Below are 9,181 nucleotides of genomic sequence, written 5' to 3'. Positions count from 1 at the left end.
GTCGCGACCCCGCCGTATCGGAGCCGGCGACCACCGCCGAGCGATACCTCGGCGCGGCCGGCCGCTATGCCGATCTGCATCGGCAGCACGCTCGGGCATGGGCCCGGCTGTGGGAACAATGCGACATCGGCCTGGCGGACAGCGACGATGCCCTGCGCGCGTTGCGCGTGCTGCGGTTACACCTCGTCCACCTGCTGCAGACCATTTCGCCGCACACCGCCGAACTCGACGCCGGAGTACCCGCGCGAGGGCTGCACGGTGAGGCCTACCGGGGCCACGTGTTCTGGGACTCGTTGTTCGTGTCGCCTGTGCTCAACTTCCGGCTGCCGAACGTCTCTCGTTCACTGCTGCTTTACCGTTATCGACGGCTTCCCGAGGCGCGCCGTGCCGCGCGTCGGGCGGGGTATCTCGGCGCCATGTATCCCTGGCAGTCGGGCAGCGACGGGCGCGAGGTGAGCCAGCAGCTGCACCTGAATCCGGCGTCCGGCAGATGGAACCCGGATGCCAGTGCACGCGCACACCACGTCGGGCTCGCCATCGCGTACAACGCGTGGCAGCACTATCAGGTCACGGGTGACCGTCAGTTCCTGATCGACTACGGAGCCGAGATGCTGGTCGAGATCGCGCGGTTCTGGGTGGGCCTGGCCAGTTTCGACGACAGCCGCGACCGCTACACGATCCGGGGGATCATCGGCCCCGACGAGTTCCATTCCGGTTATCCGGGCAAGGAATACGACGGAATCGACAACAACGCATACACCAACGTCATGGCGGTGTGGGTGATTCTGCGGGCGATGGACACGCTGGATCTGCTGCCCCTGCGCCACCGGCTCGATCTGGTCGGCAAAGTCGATCTGAGAGCAGAGGAGCTCGACCGGTGGGATCATGTGACGCGGCGCATGTTCGTCCCGTTCCATGACGACGTGATCAGCCAGTTCGAAGGGTATTCCGAACTGGCCGAACTGGATTGGGAGCATTACCGGCAGCGCTACGGCAACATCCAGCGGCTCGATCGCATCCTGGAGGCCGAAGACGACAGCGTGAACAACTACAAGGCGTCCAAGCAGGCCGATGTGCTGATGCTGTTTTACCTGCTCTCGTCCGAAGAGCTCCTGGGCTTGTTCGGCCGGCTCGGTTATCGTTTCGCCGGACAGCAGATTCCCACGACGATCGATTACTACCTGGCGCGTACGTCGGACGGATCGACGCTCAGCGCGCTCGTCCATTCGTGGGTGGTTGCCCGCGCCAACCGGCATCACGCCATGAAGTACTTCGTGCAGGTGCTCGCTTCGGATGTCGCCGACATCCAGGGCGGCACGACTGCCGAAGGGATTCACCTGGCCGCGATGGCCGGCAGCATCGATCTAGTGCAAAGGTGTTTCACCGGGCTGGAAGCTCGCGACAACCGGCTGATCCTCGGCCCGCACTGGCCAAAAGCCCTGGGCTCCATCGAGTTCCCGTTCGTGTACCGCGGCCAGCGTCTTCACCTTCGGGTCAGCGGACGAGCCGGCGCCCTGACCTCCGAGGCCGGCAACACCGGACCGATACTCGTCGAGTGCCGCGGTCGCGTCCAGCAGCTGTCGCCGGGGCACACCGTCGAGGTCGCCTGAAACGCCTCCTTCGGTGACCATCGCCGCAGAACCAGGGCCGAACGACCCTGCTGTCAGCCGCCGCACAAGCAATAGCGTCGCCGTTGATCGGGCTCCGGGCGGCACCGGCGGGATGAAATCGGGAGGACGCGATGAACAATCCGCAGTCACAGCGGATCGTGGTGGGCATAGACGGCTCGGACGCGGCGATCAACGCGGCCAAGTGGGCGGTCGCCGAGGCCGTCGGCCGAAACGTCCCGCTGCGGCTCGTCTACGCCGTCCCCACGTCGCACGGAAACGACGCCGCGGCTGACGAAAGCCTGGACCTCGAATACGGCCAGGCTTCGCTGCGCGCTGCCGACGGCGCCCTCCAGGCCACCGGTGAGCCGGTCAAAGTCGAATGCGACATCGTGCACGGATCGCCCGAGCGCGCGCTGATCGACGAGTCGCGACAGGCGGCGATGATCTGCGTAGGTTCCGTCGGCATCGGGCGCTTCGCCAGCAAGGTACTCGGCTCGACCGCCGACACCGTTGCCCGGAACGCGCGTTGCCCGGTCGCGGTCATACGTTGCGATCATGAGGCTACCGAGCGGGAGTCGGGATATGTCGCCGTCGTCGTCGACGATTCACCCGGCAACGACGCCGTTCTCGAACAGGGCTTCCGGGAGGCGCGACTTCGTCAGGCTCCCATCTTGGCGATGGGAGTGTGGCGGTGGGGGCTGGGAGAGATTCCCTACGAGCAACTGAACCATCGACTTGGCCGTTGGGTATCGCAGTATCCCGAGGTTCACGTGCAGCCGGCCGCCGCCCGCCGTGGTGCCGCCGAATTCCTCGCCCACACACAAGAATCCGTTCGACTCGCGGTCGTGGGCAGTGATCACGCCGACCAGGTCGCCGGGATGATCGGTCCGATCACACCGCACTTGCCCGGCCGCGCCGTGTGTTCGGTGCTCGTGGTCCGAAACTAACTCGCGGCCCATTCCTTGGCGCGCTCGAGCTCGTCGAGCCCGAAGATGGCGAACTCGCCCGGAATCATCCACGCCAGCGCGTGCAGGACATGGCCGACCCACTCCTTGTCGGACACCACGGCGATTCGCTTGAAGGCCGAATGATGCGGCAGCACAGTGCCGAAGCCCAGCTTTATGTCCTCGACGAACCCGCCGGGGCCGAAGCCCTCGTAATCGGGCGCGATGACCTCCACGATCCTGATCTCGCCGGTTTCCAGCAGCTGCTTCATCGTAGGTTTCAAGTCCCGCAGTTCGTCGCCTCGCAGCCGGCCCGACACGCGAATCCCGGTGACACCCTCCGGCATGTCCGGTATTAGTTCGATCATCGGTTTCCTCCTTCACCGTATCCGTTGCGTACGACAATCACCGGAACCTGCGCCGCGTGCGCCACCGCCGAGCTGACCGAACCCATGAGCATGCCCGGAAAGCCCCCGCGGCCGTGACTCCCGACCACCACCAGTTGGGCGCGTTCGGACTCCTTGAGCAGCCACTGAGAGGGCTTGTCGCAGAAGAGCAGTCGTTCGACGGGCACATCGGGATACCGTTCCTGCCAGCCGGCCAGGCGTTCGGCCAGGATCTCTTGCCCTTCGCGCTCGCGGTCCCGCCAGTCCATCCCGAAAACCGGGAAAACGCCCACGTCGCTCCACACGTGCAGCGCCAGCAGTCCGACTCCGCGACGCGAGGCTTCGTCGAAGGCCAGCGCGGTCGCCGCCTCCGACGCGGGTGACCCGTCAATACCCAGCAGCACAGGTGCGTTGGAGTCGGGATAGACCATCTCGGTGCGTATTTCGGGCGGCTCGGACTCACCCACGCTAGCGCGCAGCACCTTACGGGCCTGATCGGTGACGTGCTGTCCGTTGTCCTTCTGCCACTTGGGCATCGCCACATACAATTGGCCAGCCGGCCACCCGACGATCACCGGCGGTACGGCGTGCATCAGCGTGATGGGCAGACGGCGCATCACGGCCTCGCGGGCCCCCCAGGCGACGGCAGCGTCGGATGCCGCCGAACCGTCGACGCAAATCAAAACTCCGGAATGACTTGCGGTTTGTGGCATTTCGCTCCCTTGCTAGGAAACCTCAGCGGACAGTGGCGTCTCGTCGGCGAAGTCCGGCAGCTCGATCTCCACATGGCGCACCTCGCCGTAATCCGAAGGCTCACAACGCCAACCGAGATCGAACACGACCATGAGCATGAGATGCCGAGTGAATGATCCTGGTGTGCGACCACGATCGCGAACTCGGCGGCTTTCGGCTGCTCGCAGACGACGGTGTAGTTCGCCACCCCGACGAGTCTCCCTGCGTCGAACGCACCGAGTGCGAATCGCCCATGCGCCGGCACGATCAGCTCTGCCACCACCTCGTCGAGCTGGATCGGCTGCAGCGTAAAGAACCGGTAGTAGCGATCGTGATCACTGAGGTGTTGATGGAGTTGCATGACGGCATCGGCGTCTTCGGCGCCGAGACGGCGTAACGACACGACCCGCCCGTCGAGCAGTCGAGCCGCAGCCGATTCCCCCGCTGGATCGCTCATGATGCACGACGTTATCCCGGACCGGCGCGGTCCGGCAGGGGCCGTAAGACCTCAGCGATCGGCCATTGGTCCCGCGCCGGCGCCGTTTTCGTCAGTAATCGGTGAGCGGGGCGACCCAGTGCACCCGGGTGCCGCCCTCGGGTGGATTGGTGATCTCGCACGCGCCGCCGAGCTGTTCGGCGCGGTATTTCATGTTGGCCAGGCCGCTGTTGCGCAGGTTGTCCGCCGGTATGCCGCTGCCGTTGTCGACGATGTCGAGGACGAACATGTCGCCGACGCTGACCTCGACGGTCAGCCGCGACGCGCCGGAGTGGCGCAGGGCGTTGCTGACGGCCTCGGCGGCGACGGCTTCGGCATGCTCGGCGAGTTCACCGCCGACGGCGGTCATCGGGCCCTGCATGCGCGTTGTGGTCACGATGTCGCGGTCTTGGGTCAGGTCGGCGACCACCCGTTGAATCCGCTGCCGAAAATCGGCGATTCTGCCCAACGGGGACTTGAGCTGGAAAATGGTCGTGCGGATCTCTTCGATGATGGTTTGCAGATCGTCCAGCGTGCGGTTGAGCCGGTCGGCGACCTCCGGCGAACGCGCCCTGGCCAGGGTGCCCTGCAAATCCATGCCCGCCGCGAACAGGCGCTGGATCACGTGGTCGTGCAAATCGTGCGCGATGCGCTCGCGCTCTGCCAGAAGGGTCAACTGGCGCGTGTCCTCACGGGCAGAAGCCAGTACGAGCGCTATCGCGGCATGCGTCGCGAAGTCGCTCACCAGATCGAGATAGCTTTCGTCGAAGGGCGGCTGGTCGGCGCCGCGGGCGATCGCGATCACGCCCACGACGTGGTCTTCGGCGTTGAGCGGCATCACGATCGCCGGACGCTGCCCGATGTCGGTGAACGCCTCGATCGGGTACTTCAATGCCTCGGTGATCACCGGTTCGCCGGAACGGAAGACATCCCCGCTCGTGGAACCCTCGACCGGAACCCGCCGCCCCATCACCTCGTCGGCATGAAGGCCCACCGCGGCGGACACCACCAGCGTGTCGGTCTCGTCGTCGGGCAGGTCGGCATCGGCGGGAAGCAGCACGATCGCCTGTTCGGCATCGGTCAGAACGCACGCGCGTTCGGCGATCAACTGCAGCGGTTGCCGGTGCGGCTCGGCGCTGGAAAGCAGGGCGGTGGTGATTTCGCGGCTGGCCGCCATCCACTTCGCCGATGTCCGCTCGCGTTCGAACAGCCGCGCGTTGTCGATAGCGACCGCGGCGGCGAAAGCCAATGCGCGGGCCGCGATCTCGTCGGATTCGGAGAACACCCGCCCGTGCTCGACGTGCGTGAGGTAGAGGTTGCCAAAGGCGATCCCGCGGACGGTGATCGGCACCGCAAGAAATCCCCGCATGGGCGGGTGGTGCGCGGGGAACCCGACGGCGGCCGGATGAGCGGTCAGATCATCGAGCCGCACGGCCGGCTTGTCCAGGAGTGACAGGCTCAGAAGTCCCTTGCCAACCGGCAGATGCCCGATGCGCTCCACCGTCTCGGCGTCCATCCCCTCGTGGACGAACGAGACCAGGTTCCCGTCGGGGTCGCGCACGGCCAGGGCCCCGTAAGGGGCCGACGTCAGTTTCCTGGCGGCGGCGATGATCCGATGCAGGGTCGCGCCGAGATCGAGACCGCTGCCGATCTCGATGAAGACATGCAGCAACTGCTCCATCTGGTCGCGCGCCGCCAGCAACTCATCGAGTTGCTCATGCATCCTGCTAACCAAGCCGCGCTGACCCAGACCAGCAAATGCTGAGCTGCGCTCGTCGCCGGCCATCGGACCAGTTACCTCCCCGACGCCGTCAGCCATCCCTTAACGCGGGTTCCACGAGAAGTCAAGTACACCTCGCGAACAAATGCCGGTTTCAGCTTAGTCCCGACTGCTCGGGCGCCCAACTTCGATGTCGTCCGATCCCGGTCAGTCCGGCCGTGCCTCCGACCCCACGCCCGGCTGGCCGGGCCGCTGATCCAGCTTGGAGGCGAAAACCGCCGCCTGGGTCCGCCGCTCCATGCCCAACTTGGCCAGCAGCCGCGATACATAGTTCTTCACGGTTTTCTCGGCCAGGAACATCCGGGCCGCGATCTGCCTGTTGGTCAGCCCCTCACTGAGCAGCTGCAGCAGCGTTCGCTCCTGTTCGGTCAGCCCGGACAGCGGGTCGTCACGTTCCGCCGCGCCGCGGAGCTTTGCCATCAGCGCGGCCGCCGCCCGGTTGTCTAGCAGGGACTTTCCGGCGCCGACGTCTTTGATCGCGTGCGCCAGCTCCATGCCCTTGATGTCCTTGACCACGTAGCCGCTGGCACCCGCCAAGATCGCCTCGAGCATCGCCTCGTCCGAGGTGAATGACGTCAGCATCAGGCACCGCAGGTCCGGATGATCGGATACCAGATCGCGACACAGCTCTATGCCGTTCCCGTCGGGGAGTCGGACGTCAAGCACGGCGACGTCGGGCTTCAATGCCGGTATCCGCGCCTTGGCCTCCGATACGGAACCCGCTTCGCCGACGATTTCCAGCTCGGGGTCCGTTGCGAGCAGATCGGCCAGACCCCGTCGGACGACTTCGTGGTCGTCGACGAGGAAAACCTTGACCATTTACGAGCCCCCTCCTGCTCGGCGCACCAACCTAAAATCACATACGGACGGGCTCAATATCCCATATTTTCACAATCACCGAACTCACAAATGGCGCTGATCGACGACCAGTAGCGAACAATCGGTGTCCCGCAGGATCGCGCTCCCGGCCGGTCCGACGAGCTCGCTCACGTGCTTGTGGTTGTGGGCGCCGAGCACCAGCAACCGCACCGAGTCGCGGTGGCAAGCCAGGTACTCCAGGAGGCCGCCGGTGACCGCGACCGACTCCACCCGCAGATCCGGATGGCGTCGCTTCCATCGGGCCAGCCGGCGATCCAGGTCGGCGAGCGCGCGGCCAGTGCCGTCGGTATCCGTCGCCTCGCCTCCTGGCCCGGGCCGCCGGAAGATGATCGCCCGGAGCGCAGCCTTGCGCACCCTCGCCTCCTCGACGGCGGCGCCCAGCAATACGCCGTTGTCGGGAGACCCGTCTACGTCGACGACGATGTCTTCGGCATCCTCCGTGCGCCCGTCGGCGTCACGGCGGGCACGAATGATCGCCACGGGACACCGCGCGGAGGCGGCGACGGCCGCGGCGGTGGAACCGACTCGGCCGGGTTGAAAGTGGCGCAACCCGACCGCGCCCACGCATACCATGGCCGCCGACGCCGACGCGCGGATCAACGCGCCGATCGCCGGCTCCGCGGTGACTGCCGTCTCGATCTTCGCCGGTTTACCCACGGCCGCGATTGCCGCGGTCGCGTGGCGGATCGCCGTTTCCCCGGTCGCCTTCGCCTGCTGTGCCGGGTGCTCCCTCGAGCGCGCACAGCAGGCGCAGGGGGGCGTCACGACTCAGCGCCTCGTCGACCGCCCAAAGCGCCGCCTGCAGGGCGGCCTTGGAGCCGTCGATCCCGACGACGATCGGCTGGGGTGCGGGTGAATCATTCATCGACGGGCACCGACTTCGCGTCCAGCTGGCTCATGTCGGCTCCTGACTGGTGTGAATCGCTCAATGTCAGGCTATTGCGCCTCGTTTGGTTACGGAGGGGTCGTTAGGCCTTTATCTGGGAAGCCGTTCGTCCCCTACGTCGCAGGGTTCGGCGGACCGCGCGAACAACTTGTCCACATCGGCCCGGGCGCAGGCCGCCGTTCCGGGCGTCATCAGCATCGCCGCACCCGCCGCGATGCCCAACCGCACGGATTTGACCAGCGGCCAGCCACGGCAGAGTCCGACCGTGATCGCGGCGACCATCGCGTCCCCCGCCCCGACGCCGCTCCCACCCGGCATCGGGATCGCCGAAAACCGTTGGCTCACATGCCGGGTCGCGAGCAGCGCACCGTGCGATCCCAAGGAAACCAACACCACCTCCGCGCGACCGTTGTCGACGAGTTCGTGTGCGGCGGCGAACTGTTCGGCTTCGGTCGCCAAGGGCCGGCCAACACATTCCCGCAGTTCTCGCACACTCGCCTTGAGCAGAAACGCGCCCGAGGAGATGTGCTGCAAGCCGCCGCCGGAGGTGTCCACGACAAGGCGCGCGCCCAGGTGCCGGCAGATGTCCGAAACCCGTTGGTAGAAGTCGGTTTGCACGCCCGGCGGCAGGCTCCCGCTGGCCACCACGAATTCCGCCGATTTTGCCGCGATCCGCAGGTGCTCCAGGCAGCGGGCCTGTTCGCGCAGGCTGAGCCGGGGCCCCGGAAGGACGAACCGGTATTGCTGGCCGCTGCTGACCTCGTTGACGGTGAAGCTCTCTCGCGTCGACGCCGCGATCGGGACCTGCCAAAACGGCACACCGTCATCACTGAGCAGCTTCGCCAGCAGACCACCGGTCGACCCGCCGGCCGGGAAAACCGCCAACACCGATCCGCCGAGCTCGCATGCGATGTGGGCGACGTTGATGCCGCCGCCGCCCGCGTCGTAGCGGGTGGCCGCGCAGCGCAGCTTTTCGGTTGGCCGCACGACGTCGACGCTTGTGGTGATGTCCAGCGCCGGATTCATCGTCAGCGTGACGATTTGCGGTCGGCGCACCGGCGGCCGCGCTGGCGTCTGCATGTTGGTTGACTCCGCTCTTGGTCGAACTTCGCTCTCGGTCGAACTTCGCGACGGTTATAGGCCGGAGGGATATCAGGTGACGCCGCGCGGAAAGGGCCCTCATGGATCCCTCCTCGACGCAGGATCTGCGCTATGGATCCTGTCCATCGCAGCAGTCGGTCCATGAGCGGTGGTAGGGACAGAAGTCCCCGGCTCGCGGGCCGTTCGTCGCCCGAGTCCGCCGGCTTGCTCCTTCCACGCGCGCCACGGCGTCAGCGGCGTATCTCCAGCACATCCTCCAGGGGTCGCCGCGGGGTTGGCTTGGGAGCCAACTCCCCCTCCGGTTCGACGCCGACCCGGATCAGAATTTGGGGTTCCGCCGCCGGATCGGTGGTGAGATCCCGAATGACCTCCCGACCCGATTCCAGCT

At 66.3% G+C, this 9,181-nt stretch carries 9 protein-coding genes and 1 pseudogene; 3 read left to right on the top strand and 7 right to left on the bottom strand.

The window, feature by feature from the left end; genetic code table 11:
- Together JO059_RS00955 and JO059_RS00950 are read left to right on the top strand one after the other, a co-directional pair.
- Nucleotides 1–1,610 (top strand): glycosyl hydrolase family 65 protein (locus tag JO059_RS00955; RefSeq protein ID WP_293314010.1); only part of this gene is annotated, 1,610 nt, incomplete at its 5' end.
- Nucleotides 1,611–1,741: 131 nt separating this feature from the next.
- Entirely contained in the window at nucleotides 1,742–2,557 is an 816-nt protein-coding gene (locus tag JO059_RS00950) for a universal stress protein (protein ID WP_293314008.1), read from the top strand.
- On the opposite strand, the gene JO059_RS00945 is transcribed toward JO059_RS00950, so the two are convergent.
- On the bottom strand, nucleotides 2,554–2,922 hold the full coding sequence (locus JO059_RS00945; protein ID WP_293314006.1) for an STAS/SEC14 domain-containing protein: 369 nt from the start codon (nucleotides 2,920–2,922) through the stop codon (nucleotides 2,554–2,556). The two genes, JO059_RS00950 and JO059_RS00945, sit on opposite strands and share 4 nt — an antisense overlap.
- Nucleotides 2,919–3,653, bottom strand: a complete 735-nt coding sequence (locus JO059_RS00940) for a universal stress protein (protein ID WP_293314004.1) — start codon at nucleotides 3,651–3,653, stop codon at nucleotides 2,919–2,921. Before JO059_RS00940 ends, JO059_RS00945 begins: the two co-directional genes overlap by 4 nt.
- Nucleotides 3,654–3,805: 152 nt before the next feature.
- Here JO059_RS00940 and JO059_RS00935 point away from each other — a divergent pair, with 152 nt between their 5' ends.
- Nucleotides 3,806–4,069 (top strand): hypothetical protein, encoded by a 264-nt coding sequence (locus tag JO059_RS00935; RefSeq protein WP_293314003.1) that lies wholly within the window; start codon nucleotides 3,806–3,808, stop codon nucleotides 4,067–4,069.
- Nucleotides 4,070–4,220: 151 nt separating this feature from the next.
- Here JO059_RS00935 and JO059_RS00930 read toward each other — a convergent pair whose 3' ends face one another.
- From JO059_RS00930 to JO059_RS00910, 5 genes and pseudogenes are all read right to left on the bottom strand, one after another.
- A complete protein-coding gene (locus JO059_RS00930; RefSeq protein ID WP_293314001.1) occupies nucleotides 4,221–5,870 on the bottom strand; it encodes a GAF domain-containing protein in 1,650 nt (549 codons plus the stop codon).
- 204 nt (nucleotides 5,871–6,074) lie between these two features.
- Nucleotides 6,075–6,746, bottom strand: a complete 672-nt coding sequence (locus tag JO059_RS00925; RefSeq protein ID WP_293313999.1) for a response regulator transcription factor — start codon at nucleotides 6,744–6,746, stop codon at nucleotides 6,075–6,077.
- 84 nt (nucleotides 6,747–6,830) lie between these two features.
- The gene (locus JO059_RS00920; RefSeq protein ID WP_366516137.1) at nucleotides 6,831–7,286 is read right to left on the bottom strand and encodes a universal stress protein; all 456 of its coding nucleotides are present in this window, start codon (nucleotides 7,284–7,286) and stop codon (nucleotides 6,831–6,833) included.
- A gap of 45 nt (nucleotides 7,287–7,331) precedes the next feature.
- Nucleotides 7,332–7,671 (bottom strand): annotated as a pseudogene (locus tag JO059_RS22860) (universal stress protein); the annotation flags it as partial.
- Between the two features lie 111 nt (nucleotides 7,672–7,782).
- Nucleotides 7,783–8,772, bottom strand: coding sequence for a 1-phosphofructokinase family hexose kinase (locus JO059_RS00910; protein WP_293313994.1), 990 nt, complete (start codon nucleotides 8,770–8,772; stop codon nucleotides 7,783–7,785).
- Nucleotides 8,773–9,181 lie beyond the last annotated feature (409 nt).

The sequence above is a fragment of the Mycobacterium sp. genome (assembly GCF_019247615.1).
Taxonomy (GTDB): domain Bacteria; phylum Actinomycetota; class Actinomycetes; order Mycobacteriales; family Mycobacteriaceae; genus Mycobacterium.
The sequence above is the reverse complement of the archived record's forward strand: the minus strand, read 5'-3'. Positions and strand labels throughout refer to the sequence as shown.

Excerpts from the sequence above, each read along its gene's own strand:
- JO059_RS00950 (WP_293314008.1), top strand. The coding sequence starts at position 1,742 with ATGAACAATCCGCAGTCACAGCGGATCGTGGTGGGCATAGACGGCTCG.
- JO059_RS00945 (WP_293314006.1), bottom strand. The coding sequence starts at position 2,922 with ATGATCGAACTAATACCGGACATGCCGGAGGGTGTCACCGGGATTCGC.
- JO059_RS00940 (WP_293314004.1), bottom strand. The coding sequence starts at position 3,653 with ATGCCACAAACCGCAAGTCATTCCGGAGTTTTGATTTGCGTCGACGGT.
- JO059_RS00935 (WP_293314003.1), top strand. The coding sequence starts at position 3,806 with ATGATCCTGGTGTGCGACCACGATCGCGAACTCGGCGGCTTTCGGCTG.
- JO059_RS00930 (WP_293314001.1), bottom strand. The coding sequence starts at position 5,870 with ATGCATGAGCAACTCGATGAGTTGCTGGCGGCGCGCGACCAGATGGAG.
- JO059_RS00925 (WP_293313999.1), bottom strand. The coding sequence starts at position 6,746 with ATGGTCAAGGTTTTCCTCGTCGACGACCACGAAGTCGTCCGACGGGGT.
- JO059_RS00910 (WP_293313994.1), bottom strand. The coding sequence starts at position 8,772 with ATGCAGACGCCAGCGCGGCCGCCGGTGCGCCGACCGCAAATCGTCACG.